At 72.3% G+C, this 20,919-nt stretch carries 20 protein-coding genes and 1 riboswitch; of the genes, 13 read left to right on the top strand and 7 right to left on the bottom strand.

Features of this window, described 5'->3' with window-relative positions:
- Positions 1 to 20: 20 nt before the first annotated feature.
- The 4 genes from ftsR (at position 21) to ACZ56L_RS31880 (ending at position 3,643) form a co-directional block, all read left to right on the top strand.
- On the top strand, positions 21 to 764 hold the full coding sequence (gene ftsR / locus ACZ56L_RS31895; RefSeq protein WP_468688807.1) for a transcriptional regulator FtsR: 744 nt from the start codon (positions 21 to 23) through the stop codon (positions 762 to 764).
- A gap of 87 nt (positions 765 to 851) precedes the next feature.
- On the top strand, positions 852 to 1,325 hold the full coding sequence (locus ACZ56L_RS31890; protein ID WP_345225142.1) for a bifunctional nuclease family protein: 474 nt from the start codon (positions 852 to 854) through the stop codon (positions 1,323 to 1,325).
- Positions 1,326 to 1,544: 219 nt separating this feature from the next.
- Positions 1,545 to 2,183 carry a MerR family transcriptional regulator gene (locus ACZ56L_RS31885; RefSeq protein WP_471068024.1) on the top strand — a complete coding sequence of 213 codons (639 nt, stop codon included), beginning with the start codon at positions 1,545 to 1,547 and terminating at the stop codon, positions 2,181 to 2,183.
- 113 nt (positions 2,184 to 2,296) lie between these two features.
- Positions 2,297 to 3,643, top strand: a complete 1,347-nt coding sequence (locus ACZ56L_RS31880) for a DNA polymerase IV (RefSeq protein WP_471068021.1) — start codon at positions 2,297 to 2,299, stop codon at positions 3,641 to 3,643.
- An 84-nt stretch (positions 3,644 to 3,727) separates the two neighbouring features.
- On the opposite strand, the gene ACZ56L_RS31875 is transcribed toward ACZ56L_RS31880, so the two are convergent.
- Entirely contained in the window at positions 3,728 to 4,045 is a 318-nt protein-coding gene (locus tag ACZ56L_RS31875; RefSeq protein ID WP_345225149.1) for a PRC-barrel domain-containing protein, read from the bottom strand.
- 127 nt (positions 4,046 to 4,172) lie between these two features.
- A riboswitch (glycine riboswitch) is annotated at positions 4,173 to 4,269 on the top strand.
- A gap of 200 nt (positions 4,270 to 4,469) precedes the next feature.
- On the opposite strand from ACZ56L_RS31875, the gene gcvP reads away from it, so the two are divergent.
- Positions 4,470 to 7,358, top strand: a complete 2,889-nt coding sequence (gcvP, locus tag ACZ56L_RS31870) for an aminomethyl-transferring glycine dehydrogenase (RefSeq protein ID WP_380837573.1) — start codon at positions 4,470 to 4,472, stop codon at positions 7,356 to 7,358.
- Between the two features lie 121 nt (positions 7,359 to 7,479).
- Here gcvP and ACZ56L_RS31865 read toward each other — a convergent pair whose 3' ends face one another.
- Both ACZ56L_RS31865 and ACZ56L_RS31860 read right to left on the bottom strand, forming a co-directional pair.
- Positions 7,480 to 7,677, bottom strand: a complete 198-nt coding sequence (locus ACZ56L_RS31865) for a DUF5999 family protein (protein ID WP_345226678.1) — start codon at positions 7,675 to 7,677, stop codon at positions 7,480 to 7,482.
- Between the two features lie 320 nt (positions 7,678 to 7,997).
- Positions 7,998 to 8,600 carry a hypothetical protein gene (locus ACZ56L_RS31860; protein WP_401763373.1) on the bottom strand — a complete coding sequence of 201 codons (603 nt, stop codon included), beginning with the start codon at positions 8,598 to 8,600 and terminating at the stop codon, positions 7,998 to 8,000.
- Positions 8,601 to 9,102: 502 nt separating this feature from the next.
- Between ACZ56L_RS31860 and ACZ56L_RS31855 the strand changes: the two genes are divergently transcribed.
- Positions 9,103 to 10,611 (top strand): glutamate-cysteine ligase family protein, encoded by a 1,509-nt coding sequence (locus ACZ56L_RS31855; protein WP_471068016.1) that lies wholly within the window; start codon positions 9,103 to 9,105, stop codon positions 10,609 to 10,611.
- Positions 10,612 to 10,814: 203 nt separating this feature from the next.
- A complete protein-coding gene (locus tag ACZ56L_RS31850; RefSeq protein ID WP_401763686.1) occupies positions 10,815 to 11,606 on the top strand; it encodes a CPBP family intramembrane glutamic endopeptidase in 792 nt (263 codons plus the stop codon).
- Between the two features lie 7 nt (positions 11,607 to 11,613).
- Here the strand turns inward: ACZ56L_RS31850 and ACZ56L_RS31845 are convergent, their stop codons facing one another.
- Positions 11,614 to 12,483 (bottom strand): PhzF family phenazine biosynthesis protein, encoded by an 870-nt coding sequence (locus ACZ56L_RS31845; RefSeq protein WP_471068013.1) that lies wholly within the window; start codon positions 12,481 to 12,483, stop codon positions 11,614 to 11,616.
- Positions 12,484 to 13,170: 687 nt separating this feature from the next.
- On the opposite strand from ACZ56L_RS31845, the gene ACZ56L_RS31840 reads away from it, so the two are divergent.
- A complete protein-coding gene (locus ACZ56L_RS31840; RefSeq protein WP_468688820.1) occupies positions 13,171 to 13,410 on the top strand; it encodes a hypothetical protein in 240 nt (79 codons plus the stop codon).
- A gap of 399 nt (positions 13,411 to 13,809) precedes the next feature.
- Complete coding sequence (locus ACZ56L_RS31835) at positions 13,810 to 15,285, top strand: SulP family inorganic anion transporter (protein WP_401763379.1); 1,476 nt, start codon at positions 13,810 to 13,812, stop codon at positions 15,283 to 15,285.
- A gap of 114 nt (positions 15,286 to 15,399) precedes the next feature.
- On the opposite strand, the gene ACZ56L_RS31830 is transcribed toward ACZ56L_RS31835, so the two are convergent.
- On the bottom strand, positions 15,400 to 15,831 hold the full coding sequence (locus ACZ56L_RS31830; RefSeq protein ID WP_471068010.1) for a type II toxin-antitoxin system Rv0910 family toxin: 432 nt from the start codon (positions 15,829 to 15,831) through the stop codon (positions 15,400 to 15,402).
- Between the two features lie 265 nt (positions 15,832 to 16,096).
- Here ACZ56L_RS31830 and ACZ56L_RS31825 point away from each other — a divergent pair, with 265 nt between their 5' ends.
- The 4 genes from ACZ56L_RS31825 to ACZ56L_RS31810 all read left to right on the top strand — a co-directional run bounded on the left by ACZ56L_RS31825 (position 16,097) and on the right by ACZ56L_RS31810 (position 19,452).
- On the top strand, positions 16,097 to 16,627 hold the full coding sequence (locus ACZ56L_RS31825) for a hypothetical protein (protein WP_471068008.1): 531 nt from the start codon (positions 16,097 to 16,099) through the stop codon (positions 16,625 to 16,627).
- An 81-nt stretch (positions 16,628 to 16,708) separates the two neighbouring features.
- Complete coding sequence (locus ACZ56L_RS31820; RefSeq protein WP_345225167.1) at positions 16,709 to 17,689, top strand: EamA family transporter; 981 nt, start codon at positions 16,709 to 16,711, stop codon at positions 17,687 to 17,689.
- A 165-nt stretch (positions 17,690 to 17,854) separates the two neighbouring features.
- Positions 17,855 to 18,913, top strand: a complete 1,059-nt coding sequence (locus tag ACZ56L_RS31815) for a DMT family transporter (RefSeq protein ID WP_345225169.1) — start codon at positions 17,855 to 17,857, stop codon at positions 18,911 to 18,913.
- A complete protein-coding gene (locus ACZ56L_RS31810) occupies positions 18,910 to 19,452 on the top strand; it encodes a DUF1707 SHOCT-like domain-containing protein (RefSeq protein ID WP_471068005.1) in 543 nt (180 codons plus the stop codon). The genes ACZ56L_RS31815 and ACZ56L_RS31810 overlap by 4 nt, the downstream gene beginning before the upstream one ends.
- Positions 19,453 to 19,489: 37 nt before the next feature.
- Here ACZ56L_RS31810 and ACZ56L_RS31805 read toward each other — a convergent pair whose 3' ends face one another.
- Both ACZ56L_RS31805 and ACZ56L_RS31800 read right to left on the bottom strand, forming a co-directional pair.
- Positions 19,490 to 20,140: an FMN-binding negative transcriptional regulator gene (locus tag ACZ56L_RS31805; protein WP_345225173.1), complete on the bottom strand. Its 651-nt coding sequence runs from the start codon at positions 20,138 to 20,140 to the stop codon at positions 19,490 to 19,492.
- A 14-nt stretch (positions 20,141 to 20,154) separates the two neighbouring features.
- The gene (locus ACZ56L_RS31800) at positions 20,155 to 20,907 is read right to left on the bottom strand and encodes a pyridoxamine 5'-phosphate oxidase family protein (RefSeq protein WP_471068001.1); all 753 of its coding nucleotides are present in this window, start codon (positions 20,905 to 20,907) and stop codon (positions 20,155 to 20,157) included.
- Positions 20,908 to 20,919 lie beyond the last annotated feature (12 nt).

The following is a 20,919-nucleotide window of genomic DNA, read 5'->3' as shown; positions in this document are numbered from 1 at the left end:
GGTCCCTTCAGGGAAGGTCCATGCTGCGAATCCAGACGGGCGGTGCCGCGCGCGGCACCGCCTCCGCCGGCGGCAGGCTGATGAGCATCGGTTCGGTGCTCAGCCTGCTGCGCGAGGAATTTCCCGAAGTAACGATCTCCAAGATCCGCTTTCTGGAGGCGGAGGGGCTGGTCGAGCCGCAGCGCACGCCGTCCGGGTACCGGAAGTTCGGTCCCGAGGACGTCGAGCGGCTCGCCCAGGTGCTGCGGATGCAGCGTGACCACTACCTGCCGCTCAAGGTCATCAAGGAGCACCTGGAGGCGCTGGAGCGCGGCGAGGAGGTCCGGCTGCCGTCGCCCGGCGGGCCGCGCGAGCTGCTCGACGGGGCGTCGGAGGCGGTCGCCGAGCGGGTGACGGCGGCGCGGCTGGGCCGCGAGGAGCTGCTGGCGGCGGCGGAGGTCGAGGAGAGCGATCTGGTCGAGTGGGAAGCGTACGGACTGATCGCGCAACTGCCGGACGGCGGTTACGACGCGGAGGCCGTCACGGTGGCGAGAATCGTGTCGGACCTGGGGAAATTCGGTCTGGAGCCGAGGCACCTGCGGGCCATGAAGGCCGCGGCGGACCGCGAGGCCGGACTGATCGGGAACATCGTCGCGCCCTTGCGCAGGCACCGCAATCCGCAGACCAGGGCGCACGCCGAGGCGACCACCCGGGAGCTGGCGGGGCTGTCCGTACGGCTGCACGCGGCACTGGTGCAGACCGCGCTGCGGGCAGGCACGAACTGAGCCACGGGTGGGGCGAAACCGCGCCGCAGGTGGAGTGAACAGGAGCCCGACTATCCAAACCGGTCGGGCACGTCCTAGGGTTGCTGTGTGAACGAGCTCGACGTCGTAGGTGTCAGGGTGGAAATGCCCAACAACCAGCCGATCGTGCTCCTGCGTGAAGTGGGAGGCGATCGGTACCTTCCCATCTGGATCGGGCCGGGTGAGGCCACTGCCATCGCCTTCGCCCAGCAGGGGCTGGCCCCCGCCAGGCCGCTGACGCACGACCTGTTCAAGGACGTGCTCGAAGCGGTCGGCCAGGAGCTCACCGAAGTGCGGATCACCGATCTGCGGGACGGGGTCTTCTTCGCCGAGCTGGTCTTCGCCAGCGGGGTGGAGGTCAGTGCCAGGCCGTCGGACGCGATAGCGCTCGCGCTGCGCACCGGGACGCCGATCTACGGCAGTGACGGGGTGCTGGACGATGCCGGGATCGCGATTCCGGACGAGCAGGAGGACGAAGTGGAGAAGTTCCGCGAGTTCCTCGACCAGATCTCGCCGGAGGACTTCGGTACCAACAGCCAGTGACCGGTCCGGCGAACGGCCGGTGATCGCCCCAGTCATGAGTCCCCGGCGGGCCTTCGGGTTCCCGGGGACTTCTGCGCATTCGAGTAGCCTTTCCCCGAGGAGGGATGGGTGAAACCACTCTCCGGGTGATTATCACTCGGCGTGCCGAGTGTGGCGATCGTTGACGCACCCCGGGCGACTGCCTACCGTCGACAGGGCAGGTCAAGGACGGAGGTCGGCGTGAGAATCAGCGGCGACGGTACGGCGACGGGCGGGCCGCATCCGCTCGGCAGTTCGGCCGACCCCACAGCAAGTTCCACGGGACGCCCCACGGGGCGCCTCGCGGGAAATCAGCTCCCCCGCGCGGCTGCGGTCCAGTCGGCGGACGAGGCGGTCGGGTACCGGGGGCCCACCGCGTGTGCGGCGGCCGGGATCACGTACCGGCAACTGGACTACTGGGCGCGCACCGGGCTCGTCGAGCCGAGTGTGCGGCCCGCGTACGGGTCGGGCACGCAGCGGCTCTACAGCTTCCGCGACGTCGTCGTACTCAAGATCGTCAAGCGGTTCCTGGACACCGGGGTCGCGTTGCAGAACATCCGCGCCGCCGTGCAGCACCTGAGGGCCCGGGGCTTCCAGGACCTGGAGCGGATGACGCTGATGAGCGACGGGGCCACGGTGTACGAGTGCACCTCGCCGGACGAGGTCGTCAGCCTGCTGCAGGGCGGCCAGGGGGTCTTCGGGATCGCCGTGGGCGTGGTGTGGCGGGACGTCGAGACGGCGCTGTCGCAACTGCACGGGGAACGCGTGGACACCGGCGAGACGCTGGTCGGGAACAACCCGGGGGACGAGCTGGCAAGGCGGCGCAACCGGGCCGTGTGAGGCCCTGTGCGGGGCTTCGGCTGCTTAAGGCGAAGGCTGCCGCGTCAGTGGCTGCCGGGCCTCGGCGTGCGCGGTCCGGCCGATTGTCAGTGGCGTAGGGCAGCATCGGTGGGGTGAGGACCGCGCCGACCATTCTGCATCTGGACATGGATGCCTTCTACGCCGCAGTGGAGCAGGCGGCCAAACCCAGCCTGCGCGGAAAGCCGGTCGTGGTGGGCGGGATCGGGCCGCGCGGAGTGGTGGCCACCGCTTCGTACGAGGCGCGGCGCTTCGGTGTGCACTCGGCGATGCCGACGGCGCAGGCGCGCAGGCTCGCGCCGAACGCCGCGTACCTGGTGCCGCGCTTCGCCGTGTACCGCGCGGTGAGCGAGCAGGTGATGGAGCTGCTGGGGCGGCTGTCGCCGCTGGTGGAGCCGCTCAGCCTGGACGAGGCCTTCGTGGATCTGGAGGCCGGCGGAGCCGCCGACGACGAGGCGTCCGCGCGGGCGGTCGGGGAGTGGCTGCGGGCCGAGATCAGGAGGGTGACCGGGGTCAGCGGTTCCGTGGGGCTCGCGGGGTCCAAGATGCTGGCGAAGATCGCCTCGGAGGAGGCCAAGCCGGACGGGCTGCGGCTGATGGCGCCGGGGACCGAGCGCGAGCTGCTCGCGCCGATGCCGGTGCGGATCCTGCCGGGGGTCGGGCCCGCCACCGGCGACCATCTGCGGCGGGCCGGGATGACGACGGTCGCGCACTTGGCGGAGGCGGGCGAGGACGAGCTCGTACGGCTGCTGGGCAAGGCGCACGGGGCCTCGCTGCACCGGATGGCCCAGGGGCTCGACGACCGGCCCGTGGTGGCCGAGCGGGACGCGAAGTCCGTGTCGGTCGAGGACACCTTCGAGGTGGACCTGCACGACCGCGTACGGGTCCGCCTGGAGGTGGAGCGGCTCGCGGACCGGTGCGTGGAGCGGCTGCGGAGGGCGGGGCGGTCGGGGCGGACCGTGGTGCTCAAGGTGCGGAGATTCGATTTCTCGACGCTGACCAGGTCGGAGACCCTGCGGGGGCCGACGGACGATCCGGGGGTCGTGCGGGAGGCGGCGGCCCGGTTGCTGGAGGGGGTGGACACGACGGGGGGCGTGCGGCTGCTGGGGGTGGGGGTGACGGGGCTGGCGGACTTCACGCAGGAGGACCTGTTCGCGCAGGTGGCGGCGCGGGACGCGGAGGCGTCCGGGGCGGCTGTGGAGGTCGTGGCTCCGGAACCGGTCGAGGAACCCGCCGTGGAGGAGCCCGGCGAGCGGCGGTGGCTGGCCGGGCACGACGTGCGGCACGTGGAGTACGGGCCGGGGTGGGTGCAGGGGAGCGGGCTGGGGCGGGTGACGGTGCGGTTCGAGGAACCGGGGTCGGCGGGGCCGGGGCGGGTGCGGACGTTTCGGGTCGATGACCCGGATCTGGCGGCGGGGGAGCCGCTGCCGCTGGTGGGGTAGGGGCGGATGGTCATCGTTCGGGGCGGCGGCTCGCCCCGGGCCCGCGGACCTCGTCCCGGTGCCGTCCTCGCGGGGGCGCCCCTGTCATTGGGGGACGTGGAGGCCGTAGTGGTGGTAGAGCTGGAGTTCCTGTTCGGGGGAGAGGTGGCGGCCCACACCGAAGTCGGGGGCGTCGCGGATCAGGGACTTCTCGAAGGGGATGTGCAGGGTGTCGTCCTCCAGGCGGCTGGGCTCCAGGGGGACGAAGGCGTCGCGGGAGAAGAGACCCGTGCGCAGGGCCGCCCATTCCGGAGTGCCGGTGGCGTCGTCGAGGTAGACCTCGTCCACGGTTCCGATCTTCGTGCCGTTGCGGTCGAACGCCTTGCGGCCGATCAGGCTGCGCGGATCGATGTCGGTCTGCACGGTCCCTCCAACTGGTCGCAGCAGCTGCTGGGTGAATCCCCGTAAAACACTACGAAAGAACAGATTCCCGAGGCTGGCCACTTGAGGGATCGAACGATGAGTGCGCTGGTAGGCTGGCCGAGGCTGCTGACCCCGTGCGGGAGAGTCCTCCGAGTACGTGTCGGAGGCGCCGAAGGAGCAACTCCTCCCCGGAATCTCTCAGGCCCCTGTACCGCACGGACGAGGTCACTCTGGAAAGCAGGGCGGGTGGCGGGTCCGGCGCAGGCCGGTGCGTGGCCTTTCCTCACCGACGGTGAAAGTCGGGGCGCGGTTCTGTGGCGCTCCGGTGAAGCTCTCAGGTTGAGATGACAGAGGGGGAGGCCGTCCGGGTACCCGTGCCGTGGTGCCCCTCGCAGGTCGTGTCGGACCAGGAGGCCTTCCGCAGATGACCGCCAACCGTCGTATTCCGCTCGCAGAGCTCGAGCGTGGCATTCCCTTCGAGCAGCGTCACATCGGCCCCGATGGCGAAGCGCAGGCCAAGATGCTCGCGCAGGTCGGTTACGGGTCGCTCGACGAGCTGACCGCCGCCGCGGTGCCGGACGCCATCAAGAACGCCGAGGCGCTGGGACTCCCGGACGCGCGCACCGAGGCCGAGGTCCTGGCCGAGCTGCGCACCCTCGCCGACCGCAACCAGGTGCTCGCCCCGATGATCGGGCTCGGGTACTACGGGACCTTCACTCCGCCGGTCATCCTGCGCAACGTGATGGAGAACCCCGCCTGGTACACGGCGTACACCCCGTACCAGCCGGAGATCTCGCAGGGCCGGCTGGAGGCGCTGCTCAACTTCCAGACGATGGTCGCCGAGCTGACCGGGCTGCCGACCTCGGGCGCCTCGCTGCTCGACGAGGGCACCGCCGCGGCCGAGGCCATGTCGCTCGCGCGCCGCGTGGGCAAGGTCAAGAACGGTGTGTTCCTGGTCGATGCGGAAACGCTTCCGCAGACCATCGCCGTCCTCCGGACCCGCGCCGAGCCGACCGGTGTGGAGGTCGTCGTCGCCGACCTGAGCGAGGGCGTCCCGGCCGAGGCCGCCGAGCGCGGTGTGTTCGGCGTGCTGCTCCAGTACCCCGGCGCCTCCGGCGTGGTGCGGGACATCAAGCCGGTGATCGACGCCGCGCACGAGCTCGGGGCGATCGTCACCGTCGCCGCCGACCTGCTGGCGCTGACGCTGCTGACGTCGCCGGGCGAGCTGGGCGCGGACATCGCGGTGGGCACCACGCAGCGCTTCGGCGTGCCGATGGGCTTCGGCGGTCCGCACGCCGGGTTCATGGCCGTACGCGAGAAGTTCGCGCGCAGCCTGCCGGGCCGCCTCGTGGGCGTGTCCGTGGACGCCGACGGCAACAAGGCGTACCGGCTGGCGCTCCAGACGCGTGAGCAGCACATCCGCCGTGAGAAGGCGACGAGCAACATCTGCACGGCGCAGGTCCTGCTGGCCGTGATGGCCGGGATGTACGCGGTGTACCACGGGCCCGAGGGGCTCAAGGGCATCGCGCGGCGCACGCACCGCTACGCGTCGATCCTCGCCGAGGGTCTGAAGGCCGGCGGCGTGGACGTCGTGCACGGGCAGTACTTCGACACGCTGACCGTACGGGTTCCGGGCCGGGCCGACGAGGTCGTCGCCGCCGCGCGGGAGAACGGCGTGAACATCCGCCGGGTCGACGCCGACCTGGTGTCCTTCGCCTGTGACGAGACCACGGCACGGGCGCAAGTGGCCGCCGTCTGGGCCGCGTTCGGTGTCGAGGGCGACATCGAGGCGCTGGACGGGAACATCGGCGAGGCGCTGCCCGAGGGGCTGCTGCGCACGGACGCGTACCTGACCCACCCGGTCTTCCACGCGCACCGCTCCGAGACCGCGATGCTGCGCTACCTGCGCAGGCTCGCCGACCGCGACTACGCGCTCGACCGCGGCATGATCCCGCTCGGCTCCTGCACCATGAAGCTGAACGCGACCACCGAGATGGAGCCGGTGACCTGGCCCGAGTTCGGCCAGATCCACCCCTTCGCGCCGGTCGACCAGGCGGCCGGGTACCTCACGCTCATCCGGGAGCTGGAGGAGCGCCTCGCCGAGGTCACCGGGTACGACGCGGTGTCCATCCAGCCCAACGCCGGTTCGCAGGGCGAGCTGGCCGGTCTGCTCGCGGTGCGCGCGTACCACCGGGCCAACGGCGACGAGCAGCGGACCGTCTGCCTCATCCCGTCCTCCGCGCACGGCACCAACGCCGCGAGCGCCGTCATGGCCGGCATGAAGGTCGTCGTGGTCAGGACCGCCGACGACGGCGAGGTCGACGTCGAGGACCTGCGCGCCAAGATCGAGCAGTACCGGGACGAACTGTCGGTGCTGATGATCACCTACCCGTCCACGCACGGCGTCTTCGAGGAGCACGTCGCCGACATCTGCGCGACCGTGCACGAGGCCGGCGGCCAGGTGTACGTCGACGGCGCCAACCTCAACGCGCTGGTGGGGCTGGCGAAGCCGGGCAAGTTCGGCGGCGACGTCAGCCACCTGAACCTGCACAAGACCTTCTGCATCCCGCACGGCGGCGGCGGCCCGGGCGTCGGCCCGGTCGGTGTGCGCGCGCACCTCGCGCCGTACCTGCCCAACCACCCGCTCCAGCCGTCCGCCGGCCCCGAGACGGGCGTCGGCCCGATCTCGGCCGCGCCGTGGGGTTCGGCCGGCATCCTGCCGATCTCGTGGGCGTACGTACGCCTCATGGGCGGCGAGGGGCTCAAGCGGGCCACGCAGGTGGCGGTGCTCGCGGCGAACTACATCGCCAAGCGCCTGGAGCCGCACTACCCCGTGCTCTACACCGGCCCGAACGGCCTCGTCGCGCACGAGTGCATCGTGGACCTGCGTCCGCTGTCGAAGGCGACGGGCGTGAGCGTGGACGACATCGCCAAGCGGCTCATCGACTACGGCTTCCACGCGCCGACCATGTCGTTCCCGGTCGCCGGGACGCTCATGATCGAGCCGACGGAGAGCGAGAACCTGTTCGAGCTCGACCGGTTCTGCGACACGATGATCGCGATCCGCGGCGAGATCGAGAAGGTCGCGGGCGGCGAGTGGCCCGCCGAGGACAACCCGCTGCGCAACGCCCCGCACACCGCGGCCGCGCTCGGCGGCGCGTGGGAGCACCCGTACACCCGCGAGGAGGCCGTCTTCCCGGCCGGTGTCTCGGCGGCGGACAAGTACTGGCCGCCGGTGCGGCGCATCGACGGCGCGTTCGGCGACCGCAACCTGGTCTGCTCGTGCCCCCCGATGGACGAGTACGACAACTGACGGTCGGCAGCCAGTGATCGACCTGGTCGGGGGCCGGCCCGGAGCGGATGCTCCGGGCCGGCCCCCGCGTCGTACGTCCTGTTCCCGGCGTACGACGCCGGTGGTCGGACGCGGCGTACGCCTAGGCGGCGGTGGCCACGTCCAGCGGGCGGTGCGGGGCGATGATCTGCCCGTCGGGCAGGAGTTCGCCGGTGTCCTCGAAGAGGAGGACGCCGTTGCACAGCAGGCTCCAGCCCTGCTCCGGGTGGTGCGCCATCGGGTGGGCGGCCTCCCGGTCGGCGGATTCGGCGGTCGGGCAGGGTGGTTGGTGCTGGCACATGGAAGGGTTCTTTCGCTGCGTGGTGGTGGTGAAGGTGCTCTCGCGGCTCGAATCGGTGTTCATGGCCGCCCCCCGTTATCAGTTGGTCCGGTCCCCAGTGTTGCCCTACGGGCGTCGTTCCGCAGGGATTTCACGGCAGCTCTTCTTATTGAACAAGGACGCGTCACCCGTGCGGACGGTTCAGCTCAACTGCCCCCTCTCTTCGGGTGGTTCGGGGTGGCCCGTAAGGGCTACTCCGGATGGGGCACACGGGCGGCGCGAGGCCCCGCGCCGACGTGCGGGGGGCGCGGGGCCTCGTACGGGGGTCGCGGGCGCGGAGGTCAGGCGGGCTGGCCCAGGAGCGGGGTCGTCTTCGCGGCGGGCGCGGGGGTGAGGCGCAGTGCCAGGGCGGGCAGCAGGTCGGCGACCGTGCGGGGGCGGTGTGCGGCGATGCCGGGCGGGGCCGGGGCGAGCGGGATCAGCACGTCACCGGGGGCGGGCGCACCGGACGAGGCGTCGGCGCCGGGGTCGCCGTGCAGCCACAGGGTCAGCATGTAGAGGGCCGGAATGGACAGCAGGCGCGGCTGGCAGTCGGCCGGCAGGGACTCGGCCTGCCGCAGGGCGCGTTCGGTGGAATTCAGATAGGGGCCCTCGAAGAAGTGCGAGAAGGTCCAGCCGTCCGGGGTGAGCATGCTGTCGGCCGCGGCCACCGCGCGGTCGTTGCTCCGGATGAGGAAGCGCCAGCCGGTGAGCCGGGTGCGGAAGGGGCCGTCGCCGGTGAGCCGGTCCAGTACGTGGACGGGCAGCGGCAGCTCCGGCGTGGGCGGGCCCGTCAGGGCGCGCAGGGACGGGGTGGGGGCTTCGCGGACGGCGGCGGGGGAGCCGAGTGCCGCGAGAACGCTGCGCAGGGCGGGCGCGGGAGCCGGGGGTACGTGCAGCGGCATGGTGGGACGCCTCTCGCTCGGGAGACACGGTGGAGCCTGGGCGGTGCGGACGGCGCTGTCAGCGGTGCGGGGTCGGAGGGGCCGTGGGCGAGGGCCCGGCGTCAGCTCTCCGCCTCGTTCGCGGAGTTTATACGACACGTGTTCACACGGTGTTTCCGCTAGCTGTCGTGAACATTGCGGGCAAGGCAACATCCGGACTTTTCGTACGAGGTCGCCGGGCGGGAATCAGGGGAGAATTCCGTGTGATTCCGGGGCGGAGGCTCTTTTTTCGCCTCCAGTGCGGTCGGCTTGAACTCGTCGGCGTTTTGGACCACTGTCAGGGAGTGGTGACTGCATTGTGCGCCATGCCTGCGGAATGTGCCCGGTGGAATGTGCGTCGAGGATACTGCGCGCCGCTCGTCCGCGGGGCGTTATGGATCAGTCCGCCGGGGCATCATCGACCGTGAACCACAGGACACAGCGGTCGTGCCGCGGGCTGCCCCGGCTGAGGAAGGACGCTCCGATGGGTGAGAAGGTCGTCGCGGACGGGTTCGCGCTGTCGGACCGGCAGAAGTACCGGCACAAGCTCCAACGGTGTCTGGAGGGGCTCGGGAGGCTTTTCGAGGAGAAGCGGTTCGACCGGCCCAAGAATCTGATGGGCCTGGAGATCGAGCTGAATCTCGCGGGGCCGGACGGGCTGCCGAAGATGATGAATGCCGAGGTGCTGGAGCGCATTGCGAGCCGGGATTTCCAGACCGAACTCGGCATGTTCAACCTGGAGGTCAATATCGTCCCGCACCGCCTGGGCGGCCGGGTCCTCGACCAATTGGCGGAGGAACTGCGGACGGGACTCGGATACGCCCACCGGAAGGCCGCCGAGGTCGACGCGGGCATCGTGATGATCGGCATCCTGCCCACGCTGGGCCGGGACGACCTCGTCCACGCCAATCTGTCGGACGTGGACCGGTACGAGCTGCTGAACGAGCAGATCGTGGCGGCCAGGGGCGAGCCCTTCCAGCTCGACATCGAGGGCGTGGAGCGGCTGACGTGCACCTCGGAGTCGATCGTGCCGGAGTCGGCCTGCACGTCGGTGCAGCTTCACCTCCAGGTGACGCCGGGACGCTTCGCGGACGTGTGGAACGCGGCGCAGGCGGTGGCGGGGGTGCAGATCGCGGTCGGGGCCAACGCGCCTTTCCTGTTCGGGCAGGAACTGTGGCGCGAGTCGCGGCCGCCGCTGTTCACGCAGGCCACCGACACCAGGCCGGCGGAGCTGATCGCGCAGGGCGTGCGGCCGCGGACCTGGTTCGGGGAGCGGTGGGTGGACTCGGCGTACGAACTCTTCGAGGAGAACCTGCGGTACTTCCCCTCGCTGCTGCCGATCTGCGACGAGGAGGACCCGCTGCGGGTGCTGGACGACGGGGGCGTGCCGCAGCTCAAGGAACTGGTGCTGCACAACGGGACCGTGTACCGGTGGAACCGGCCGGTGTACGGCGTCGCGGACGGGGTGCCGCACCTGCGGGTGGAGAACCGGGTGCTGCCCGCCGGGCCGACCGTCACCGACGTGATCGCCAACGCGGCCTTCTACTACGGGCTCGTCCGGGCGCTCGCCGAGGACACCAGGCCGGTGTGGCGGCGGATGGCGTTCGAGGAGGCGGAGGCGAACTTCGACACGGCCTGCCGGTACGGGATCGAGGCGGAGCTGACGTGGCCGCGCGCCGGGCGCGGTTCGGGCACGCAGAAGGTGCCGGCCGTGAAGCTGGTGCGGGACGAGCTGCTGCCGCTGGCGGCGGCGGGGCTGGACGCGTGGGGGGTCGAGGCGGCGGACCGGGACCGGTATCTCGGGGTGATCGAGGAGCGGTGCCGGCGGCGGGTGAACGGGGCGTCCTGGCAGGTGGACACCTACCACCGGGCCGTGGACGCCGGGCTCGGCCGGGAGGCGGCGCTGGCGGCGATGACGCGGAGGTACGGCGAGCTGATGTGGGGCGGGGAGCCGGTGCACTTGTGGCCGGTGGGGTTTCCGGGGCCGTCGTGAGTGAGTGAGGGAGTGGAAGGCGGAAGGCGGAAGGCGGACATCGGGGGCGGGGGGCCCGCGTGCGATGCGGGGAGCAGGGCCGTGAGCGAGTTCCGTCGTGCCCCGGCTGCGGGGCGGGGACCGGTGTGCACAGGTGGGGGAGGGAGGATGGGGTGATGTCGGTGGAGGCGTGAGCGTGAGGGGATGGAGGGCCGGTGGCTGAGGTGGTGTCCGGGAAGCCGGTGGACGGGCGCTGGACGGCACCCGGGCGGCGGGCGCTGGGGGCCGAACTGCTGATCGTGCTGGCGCTGTCGCTGGGCGCCAGCGGGCTGTCCGCGCTGATCCGGTTCGTCGGGGCGCTGACCCGGCCGGGCGGACTGAAGGACCAGGCGGCCAATCTGAACGCGTCGGCCGCGCCCGGTCGGCCGTGGTTGGACCTGGTGTGGCAACTGTTCAGCATCTCGACGGCGCTGGTGCCGGTGGCGCTCGTCGCGTACCTGCTGCTGCGGGAGGGCAGCGGACTGAGGGACATCGGGTTCGACCGGTCGGAGCCGTGGCCGGACCTGGGGCGCGGAACGCTCGTCGCGGCCGGGATCGGCAGCACCGGGCTCGCCTTCTACCTGGTGATGAACGCGGCCGGGTTCAACCTCACGGTGGTGCCGGAGTCGCTGCCGGAGGTGTGGTGGAAGTATCCGGTGCTGATCCTGTCGGCGGTGCAGAACTCCGTGCTGGAGGAGGTCATCGTCGTCGGCTACGTGCTGCGCAGGCTCGGGCAACTGGGCTGGTCGCCGATGGCCGCGCTGGTCGCGAGTTCGGTGCTGCGCGGGTCGTACCACCTGTACCAGGGGATCGGCGGCTTCCTGGGGAACGTGGTGATGGGCGTCGTCTTCGTGCTGTTGTACCGCAGGTGGGGGCGGGTGGGGCCGCTGGTGGCGGCCCACACGCTGCTCGACGTCGGGGCGTTCGTGGGGTACGCGGTGCTGGCCGGGAAGGTGGACTGGCTGCCCACCCTCTGAGGCCGGGTCAGGGAGCGGCGAGGAGTTCGCCTTCGAGCACGGTGACCGCATGGCCCGTGAGGTGGGTGCGGTCTCCGTGCAGGGAGGTGCGGACGAGGCCGGTGCGGCGTCCGCCCTGGAGGCCGGTGAGCTCGGTACGGCCCAGGCGGGCGGACCAGAACGGGGCGAGGGCGGTGTGGGCGCTGCCCGTCACCGGGTCCTCGTCGATTCCGACCGCCGGGAAGAAGCAGCGGGAGACGAAGTCGTACCCCCGGGCGGGGTCTTCGGCCGGTGCGGTGGCGATGACGCCCCGGCGGGAGAGGGCGCTGAGGGCCCTGAGGTCGGGGGCGAGGTCGCGGACCTCCTTCTCGCTGCGGACCTCGACGAGGAGGTCGCCGACCTGGTCGCCGGTGTAGAGGACGGTGAGCGGCTCGACGCCAAGGGCCCGGGCGAGGCTGCCGGAGGTCTCGGTGGTCCCGGTGATGTCGGTCGGGAGCAGCGGGGCGGTGGGGAAGTCGAGGGTGTGGGCGCCGTCGGCGGCGGGGGTGGCGGTGAGGGTGCCGCTGCGGGTGGAGAAGGCGACGGGGCCGGTCACCAGACCCGTGGTGCGCAGGACGTGGGCGGTGGCGAGGGTCGCGTGGCCGCACAGATTGACCTCGGTGGTCGGGGTGAACCAGCGGAGCGCCCAGCGGGGGTGGGGGGCGGGGCCCGCCCCGGGGCCTGTCCCGGTGGAGGGGAGGGGGTGCGCGAAGGCGGTTTCGGAGAGGTTCATCTCGGCGGCCACGTGGTGGAGCCAGGCGTCCGGCGGGAAGGAAGTGGCGGTTTCCAGGAGGAGGACGGCGGCGGGGTTGCCGTGGAAGGGCGTGGTGGTGAAGGCGTCTACGGTGCGGATCTTCATGGGGCGAGGGTAGGGAGGCGGAGGCCCGGGGTGGCATAGCCAATCCGAGGTGGGTGGATCGACGCGGGGGCGACGGAGGCGGCGGGGACGGGCGGGCGTGCTGGGGCGGGGGTTTACGCCTTGGGGGCTGGTGGGGTGGCGCGTAGTGGCGGCCGATGTCACGGGCCACGAGGCTGGGCAGGAGGACGGGCCGGTGGGCGGAAGTCATCGCGCGGTGAGTGATGCGAGGCGCTGGCCGCAGAGGCCGTTCGGGCCCGTATTCGGGCGTTCTTCGAGGGCCGTTCCGTAAAGGAAGACGTGAACGACGGCGTTGTGGACCGGGCCGGGTCAGTTCGTCCGCCGACGGGGTGTCGACGGCCGGGCCGGTCAGGCGGCGTTCGGTCTCGGTGCTGCGCTCCCACCCGGCGGACGTCGGTCCCGCCGGAGTCGGGTGCCCCTCGCGGGCGAACATGCGCGGCAGGCCGTCGGCGCGGAACCGGCCGGTGACCGGGGAAGCGCCGATCGTCGGCATGCCCGGCCCGGTGCGTGTTCACCCTGATCAGGAGCGGGACGCGACGCGCCCCCGCCCGTCCGTTCCGCTGCCGGGAGGGGGGAAGTGGGTTGGGCTTTATGGGTGGTTGAGGAGGAGGGAAGGCGGGTTTGGGAGGTTAGGGTGCTTCGGTTGTCATCGGGGTTGAGGAGGCATTTGTGGCTGTTTTTATGTTGCAGTTGGCGGAGGGGGTCGATGACGTGGTCGAGGCCCAGGCCGCGGGGCGGACCAAGACCGGGGAGATCGTGCTGGAGGCCGCCGACGAGCGCGGGAACCCGGTCAGGATCAGGACCTACCGGCCCGAGGCCGTGACCGCCGTGTTCCGGCGCGGGCCCGGGGACTCCGGGAGTTACGGGTGGATTCCGCAGCCGGTGAGCGGCACCTGGTGGTGTTACTGACCGGGCGCGCCGGCCGACGCCCCGCCACCGGCGGCGGGTGGCTCCGTACCGGCGCGCGCCACCGGGCCCCGGGGCCGTTCCGTGCGATCGTATGAACGCCCGGGCCAGGCCGAGCGGACACCGGCACCCTCCCCGCCGGACCCGGACCCGGACCCGGACCCGGACCGCCGGGCGCAGGGCCTCACACGGGATCTCCGGGCGTCCTCTTGCACGGGCGGAGCCGGAAACGTACGCGTGACCCGTCAGCGGGCACGCGGTGGGAGCCGCAGCTCGGCCCGGGGCAGTGGGGAGAGGCCCGGTGCGGGTGGGCGGCATGGGGATGCGGGACTCCGTGGAGCGTGCAATTAGAGTGGGCGTCTTTGTGCCCCCGGGGCACCGAACGTCTACGGAAACGGCTCCATGTCCTCCCTGCTCGCACTCCGCCCCTCCCGGCCCGACTGGCTGGCTTCCCCGAAGGTGTTCCGTACCGAGGTGCTGGGCGGCCTCGTCGTCGGGCTGGCGCTGATTCCCGAGGCGATCTCGTTCTCGGTGATCGCGGGGGTCTCGCCGAGCGTGGGGCTGTTCTCGGCGGTGACCATGGCCGTGGTCATCTCGGTGGTCGGCGGGCGCAAGGCGATGATCTCCGCGGCGACCGGGGCCGTCGCGCTCGTGGTGGCGCCGCTCAACAAGGAGTACGGGCTCGGGTACCTGGTCGCGGCCGTGATCCTGGGCGGGCTGATGCAGGTCGCGCTGGGGGCGCTCGGAGTGGCGCGGCTGATGCGTTTCGTGCCGCGCAGCGTGATGGTGGGGTTCGTCAACGCGCTGGCGATCCTGGTGTTCATGGGGCAGTTCCCCGAGCTGACGGATGTGCCGTGGGCGGTGTATCCGCTGGTCGTGGGCGGGGTGGTGCTCACCGCGCTGTTTCCCCGGGTGACGACGGCGGTGCCCGCGCCGCTGGTGTCGATCGTGATCCTGACGTTGATCACCGTGGGGGCGGGGATCGCCGTGCCGACCGTGGGGGACCGGGGCGAGCTGCCGTCGTCGCTGCCCGTTCCGGGGCTGCCGGACGTGCCGTTCACCCTGGACACGCTGAGCACGGTCGCTCCGTACGCCTTCGCGCTCGCGCTGGTGGGACTGCTGGAGTCGTTGATGACGGCCAAGCTGGTCGACGACATCACCGATACGCATTCGAACAAGACGCGTGAGTCGATCGGACAGGGCATCGCCAACATCGTCACCGGACTGCTGGGCGGGATGGGCGGTTGCGCGATGATCGGGCAGACGATGATCAACGTGAAGGTGTCCGGGGCCAGGACCCGGCTGTCGACCTTCCTGTCGGGGGCGTTCCTGCTGGTGCTCTGTCTGGTGCTGGGGCCGGTCGTCTCAGAGATCCCGATGGCGGCGCTCGTGGCGATCATGGTGCTGGTGTCGGCGGCGACCTTCGACTGGCACTCGGTGCTGCCCAGGACGCTGCGTCGGCTGCCGCTCGGCGAGACGCTCGTCATGCTGATCACGGTCGCGTGCGTGGTGGCCACCCACAACCTCGCCGTCGGCGTCGTCGTCGGGTCCGTCAGCGCGATGGTGATCTTCGCCAAGCGGGTGGCGCGCCTGGCGGACGTGGTGCGGGTGGTGGACGGGGAGCGGGCCGTCTACACGGTCACCGGCGAACTGTTCTTCGCTTCGTCGAACGACCTCGTCTTCCAGTTCTCGTACAAGGACGATCCGGCGGACGTGGTGATCGACCTGTCCCGGGCGCACATCTGGGACGCCTCGACGGTCGCCGCGCTGGACGCCGTGGAGGCCAAGTACGCCCGGTACGGGAAGACGGTCGTGCTGGAGGGGCTCAACGAGCCGAGCGCGGCCATGCACGGGAAGCTGGCGGGGCGGCTCGGGTAGCCACGCGGTCGGCCGGTCGTCCGGCACGCGTGGGCGTCGTCGTCCGTCGTACGCGGACGGGGCCGCCCGTCGTACGGGGGGGGAAAGACCCGCCCGGGCCGTGCGGCGGGTCCGTCAGGTGACCAGGCCCGCGAGCCTGCGCAGCGACTCGGTGAGGGCCGCGCCCGCCGAGTCCTTGAGCCTGCCGGCCATCAGCGACACGGCCGCACCGGTGAACTCCCCGTCGATCCGGGCCAGGGTGCCGCCCGCGTCCACGGGCGCGAGCGAGTAGCGCATCATCAGGCCGACCCCCATCGGTCCCTTGCCGCGCACCGTGAGCAGCCGGTCCCGGGTCAACTCCTCGACCGTCCAGTCGACTTCGGCGGGGAACCCCATCAGCCTCATGTTCTCCCGGTAGGTCGCCCCGGCCGCGAGGGGGCCGGGGTCGCCGTCGGGGAAGCCGGTGTGGGTCGCGTTCCACTGGCCGTACGTCGTGAAGTCCGTCAGCCGGGACCAGACCGTGCGCGCCGGCGCCTCGATGTGTGCCTCTGCGCTGACCTCGGCCATGGGAGCTCCCCTTCCGCGCGACATCCTGCTGGGTGTCGCGGAACGTAGCGGCCGGGCCTCGAACATTCAATACTGACGAACCGTCAACAGCGGTGGCGGGCGACGCGGAGGGGACCGGCAGCCGTTCGGTGCCCTTCTCAGGGAAGTCTCATCCGATCTCCTCCGCAAGGATGAGGGGCGGGCGGCCGTCCCCAACCCCGGTGGGACGCCGGAATGCTCCCCCGCGCGGATGCCCGCGCCGGGGCGCCGATGGTGGGGTGGAGGGGTGCACCACCCCACCCGACGTCCCGCCGGTTCCTTCCGTGCCGGAGAGGCCGTCCCACCGCGCGCAGACATCGAGGCCAGGCTCACCGTGGAGCTCGCCACGGTGGTCGCGGGCGCGCGGCGCCGCGCCCTGCGGGACGGCGACCGGCAGATCGACACCGCCCATCTGCTGCACTCCCTCCTGGAGACCGACCCCGAGGTGCGCGCCGCCTTCACCGGCGCGGACCAGCTCGCCCGCGTCCTTGGCTACCTCGTGCAGCGCAGCATCGGCTACGGGCTGCGGTGGCAGGCCGGGGCGGAGGGCGCGCCGTCGGCGACGCCCGTGAGCGGCTGGTCGCCGGCCGCCGTGCGGGCCATGGCGGCCGCCCTCGCGCGGGCCGCCGCGCGGGAGGACCTCCGGGCGGGCGGCACCGACCTGCTGGCCGCGCTTGCCGCCGATCCCGAGTGCCGGGCGGTCGAGGTGCTGCGGCACGCGGGGGTCGACGCGGAGGGTCTGGCGGGGCGGCTGTGCGTGGAGTCCGGAACCGGCTGAGCCCCGCGGGTGCTGCCGGGCCGTCGTCTCGACAGGTGTCACTCGGATGACGGTGCTGACCCGTCCTGTCATGATGTTCCGATGCACGTTCAGGGGAGGAGCGTCGGCCTGGGTCTTGCCCTGGTCTCCGCGCTCGCATTCGGTGGATCAGGTGTCGCGGCCAAGCCGCTGATCGAGGCGGGGCTCGACCCGTTGCACGTGGTGTGGCTGCGGGTGGCGGGCGCGGCGCTCGTGATGCTGCCGGTCGCCTGGCGGCACCGTGCGCTGGTGCGCCGCAGGCCCGCCCTGCTGGCGGGCTTCGGCCTGCTCGCGGTCGCCGGTGTCCAGGCCTTCTACTTCGCCTCCCTGTCCCGGATCCCGGTCGGCGTCGCGCTGCTCGTCGAGTACCTCGCGCCCGCGCTGGTGCTGGGCTGGGTGCGGTTCGTGCAGCGCAGGCCGGTGACCAGGGCGGCCGCCGTGGGCGTGGTGCTCGCGGTGGGCGGCCTCGCCTGCGTGGTCGAGGTGTGGGCGGGGCTCAGCTTCGACGTCCTGGGGCTGCTGCTCGCACTGGGTGCGGCCTGCTGCCAGGTCGGCTACTTCGTCCTGTCCGACCAGGGCGGCGAGGGCGACGACGCGGCCGACCCGCTGGGCGTGATCGCGTACGGACTGCTCGTCGGCGCCGGTGTGCTGACGGTGATCGCGCAGCCGTGGAACATGAAGTGGGGACTCCTGGGCGGCACCGTCGACATGGGCGGCAGCCAGGTGCAGGCGTGGCTGCTGCTCGGCTGGATCGTGCTGATCGCGACCGTGCTGGCGTACGTCACCGGAGTCGTCTCCGTACGAAAGCTGTCGCCGCAGGTCGCGGGAGTCGTGGCCTGCCTGGAGGCGGTCATCGCGACGGTGGCGGCCTGGGTGCTGCTGCGCGAACACCTCTCCCTGCCGCAGATCGTCGGCGGCGCGGTGGTGCTCGTCGGCGCGTTCATCGCCCAGTCGTCCACGCCGAAGTCCCCGGGTGACGCGCCGGTGGCGGGCGGAGCGCCGGACGCGGAGAACTCGTTGTCCACCGGGCGCGTCGCCCCGTAGGGTGTCGATCATGCCGAACACGCTCGTACTTCCCCCTCCCGCCGCCCTCTAGCGCGCGGGACACCAGGAACCGAAGCCCACGGGGTGCGCCCCGGGGCGGTTCGTCGCTGCCCGCGTGCGCAGCCGAGCGAACCGATCCGTCTTCGTTTCCCGTGGGGAAGTCACGTGTCCAAGAGTGTTGTCGTCGCCGTGCCCGGGGCAGGTCTGCCCGTTCTGTCCGTCGGGCGGGGACTGCTGTTCCTGACCGTCGCCGGGGTCGCCTGGGGGACCGCCGGGGCTGCGGCCGCGCTGGTCTTCGGGGCCAGCGACCTCGGTCCGCTGGCCCTGTCGTTCTGGCGGTGCGCGGGCGGACTGCTGCTGTTGCTCGCCGTACGGGGTGCGGCCGGCCGGCGTACCGGGCCCGCCGCGGCCGGGCCGCGGGGGCGGCGGCTGCTCCGGGTGCTGTCCACCGGGCTCGCGCTCACCGTCTTCCAGAGCGCCTACTTCGCCGCCGTCCAGGGCACCGGGCTCGCCGTGGCGACCGTCGTCACGCTGGGGGCGGGGCCCGTCTTCATCGCGCTGGGGGCGCGGGTGCTCCTCGGGGAGCGGCTCGGCGGCGGCGGGATCTGCGCCGTCGTGGGGGCGCTGGCCGGGCTCGGCGTGCTGACGCTGGGCGGCGACAGCGGGGCGGTGCGGCCCGGCGGCGTGCTGCTGGCGCTGCTGTCGGCGGGGGCGTACGCGGTGATGACGCTGCTGACGCGCTGGCTCGGGCGGGACGGGGGCGGCGGCGACCCGGTGGCCATGTGCGCCGGGACCTTCGCCGTCGGAACGGTGTGCCTGCTGCCGTTCGCGCTGGGCGAGGGACTGCTGCCGCACGGCACGGAACTCGGCCTCGTCGTCGGCCTGTTGGTGTACGTCGCCGCCGTGCCGACCGCGCTCGCGTACGCGCTGTACTTCGCCGGGGCGGCGGTCGTGCGGTCGGCGACCGTGTCCGTGGTCATGCTGCTCGAACCGGTCAGCGCCGCGGTCATCGCCGTCGTCCTGCTCGGCGAGGAGCTGACGGCGGCCACCCTGTCCGGTACGTCGCTGCTGCTGGCGTCGGTGCTGGGGCTGGCGTACGCGGAGGTGAGGGCGGCGGCCCGGGCGAAGGGGGCGGTGGGTGCGGAACAGTTCGCGGGGCGGTCGACTGCCGTGCGTGCGAAGGGCTTTGATCGGCGCGCGAGGGGCACTAACGTGCGGGAATGACCATTCTGCCGGAAAGCCCCGCGCAGCGGATCGGCGAGGAAGCCCGTGATGCCGCCGTACGACGGCTCCAGGAGGCGTACGCCGACGGGCACGTGACGCACGAGGAGTTGGACGCGGGACTCGACCGGGTGCTGGCCGCGCGCACGCACGGCGAGGTCGCGTCGGCGCTGGCCGGGCTGCCGGCCCAGGACCCGGGCACCGCGACGACCATCGGCGCCGCCGCCGGGAGCATCCGGCGGCGGGGCCGATGGCGGGTGCCGCGACGGCTCACGGTCGAGTCTGCGCTCGGGAAGGTACGGCTCAACCTCTCCCGGGCCGACTTCGAACAGGATCAGGTCGACATCGAGTTGCGGGTCGGCACGGGCAACGCGACCCTCATCGTGCCGCGCGACGCCGTGGTCGACGTCGGCGCGGTGCGGGCCGGGTGGAAGGACACGCACTACCGGCCCCGGACCCCCACCCGGCCCGGCGGGCCGACGATCCGGATCTCCGGGGTGATGGGGTTCGGGCGGCTGAAGATCCGGCACGCGCGCCGCTGAGGGCCGCTGTGGTCCGCTGTGGTCCGCTGTGGAGCGCTCAGGGCCGGTTCGCGGGGCGGCGGCGTGCGTGATGGGCCGCGGCCTGCGCGTCGCGCGGGCCGCCGCGCTCGGCCAGTCCGGCGGCCGTGCGGTCGAGGACGACGGCGGGCTTGTGGCTGCCGTACTTGAACTTCGCCCGCACCGACGTGACGTCGAGCCGCAGACCCCGGATGCCGGAGAGCATGCGGCCGAACGGGGCCTGCCCGGCGGCGGCCCGGGCGGAGGTGCCGTCCGGCTGGAAGCGGGACATCTGCCGGTTCAACAGCTCCGCCTTGGCGTGCGGATCGTCCACCGGGTGGGCGGTGCAGTGGAGTTGGACGGCCGTGTAGAAGCTGGTGGGGGTGCCGTGTTCCGGCGGGGCGCCGTCGGGGGCCTGCCAGGGGCCGGGGACGAAGACGTAGTCGTCGACGACGCTGAGCAGGACCCGGGGGTTCGCGGCGAGGGTCGCCCAGATCGGGTTGGGGCGGGCGAGGTGGGTCAGCACCTCGCCGTACGGGCCGGCTCCGGGCTCGTACGAGAAGTGCAGCGGCTGGACGAACGGCGGTTCGCCGTCGACGCCGTTGACCGCGAGCTGGCCGAAGGAGTGCTCGGCGAGCCACAGCCGCCACTCGGAGTCGTCGGCGGGGGCGTCCCAGGGGTGGATGAGCATGGCGCGGCCCCCGCTCAGAGGGCGTTGAGGTAGGCGGGGAGGGCGATGGCCGGATCGAGGTCGTCGGCGGGTACGGGACGACCGTGACCGCGGGTGAGCGGGACGACTCCGGTCCAGTGCGGGAGCGTCGCGTCCTCGGGCTCGTCGTTGGGGCCGCCGGTGCGCACCTTCGCCGACACCTCGTCGAGGTCCAGGCGCAGTACGGCGGTCGCGGCGAGCTCCTTGGCGTTCGCGGGGCGGCAGTCGCGGGAGCGGCCCGGGACGACGTGGTCCACCAGGGCGTCGAGGGCGATGCGCCGCTCCTCCTCGTCGAGGACCGGGCGGGCGGTGCCCAGGACGACCACCGAGCGGTAGTTGAGGGAGTGGTGGAAGGCGGAGCGGGCCAGCACCAGGCCGTCGACGTGCGTGACGGTCAGGCAGACCTCGATGCCGGGGGCCTGCGCGGTGCGCCCGGCGGCGCGCAGCGGGCGCGATCCGGTCGAGCCGTGCACGTACAGGCGGTCGCCGATCCGGCCGTAGAGCGTCGGGAGGACGACGGGAGAGCCGTCGCGGACGAAGCCGAGGTGGCAGACGTAGGCGTCGTCCAGTATCGAGTGCACCAGTGCGCGGTCGTAGGAGGCGCGTTCGGGGGAGCGGGTGGGGACGGTGCGGTCGGTGGGGGCGTAGTCGGTCGAGGGCGGGGCTTCGTCGGTGCTGGTGCTGGTGCTGGTGCTGGTGCTGGTGCTGGTGTTGGTTTCGGTGCCGGTCCCTGGGGTGGTGTGCCGCATTGCGCTCTCCAT

It is taken from the genome of Streptomyces sp. NPDC039736 (genome assembly GCF_055596485.1).
The sequence above is the reverse complement of the archived record's forward strand: the minus strand, read 5'-3'. Positions and strand labels throughout refer to the sequence as shown.